At 55.2% G+C, this 576-nt stretch carries 1 protein-coding gene; it reads left to right on the top strand.

What is annotated here, in order from left to right; all coding sequences use genetic code 11:
* A partial coding sequence (gene ftsZ / locus AC5O77_RS22260; protein WP_494507229.1) for a cell division protein FtsZ occupies positions 1-576 on the top strand: 576 nt, incomplete at both ends.

The raw sequence follows: 576 nt of genomic DNA, 5'->3' as shown, positions 1-576 counted from the left end.
CCAAAGGACTGGGCGCAGGCGCTAATCCAGAAGTTGGCCGCAATGCGGCTGATGAGGATCGCGATGCACTGCGTGCGGCGCTGGAAGGTGCAGACATGGTCTTTATTGCTGCGGGTATGGGGGGTGGTACCGGTACAGGTGCAGCACCAGTCGTCGCTGAAGTGGCAAAAGATTTGGGTATCCTGACCGTTGCTGTCGTCACTAAGCCTTTCAACTTTGAAGGCAAGAAGCGTATGGCATTCGCCGAGCAGGGGATCACTGAACTGTCCAAGCATGTGGACTCTCTGATCACTATCCCGAACGACAAACTGCTGAAAGTTCTGGGCCGCGGTATCTCCCTGCTGGATGCGTTTGGCGCAGCGAACGATGTACTGAAAGGCGCTGTGCAAGGTATCGCCGAACTGATTACTCGTCCGGGTTTGATGAACGTGGACTTTGCAGACGTACGCACCGTAATGTCTGAAATGGGCTACGCAATGATGGGTTCTGGCGTGGCGAGCGGTGAAGACCGTGCGGAAGAAGCTGCTGAAATGGCTATCTCTTCTCCGCTGCTGGAAGATATCGACCTGTCTATCC

The sequence above is a fragment of the Stenotrophomonas sp. INTA L402-1 genome, assembly GCF_059295135.1.
This window is presented reverse-complemented; position numbering and strand designations above follow the sequence as displayed.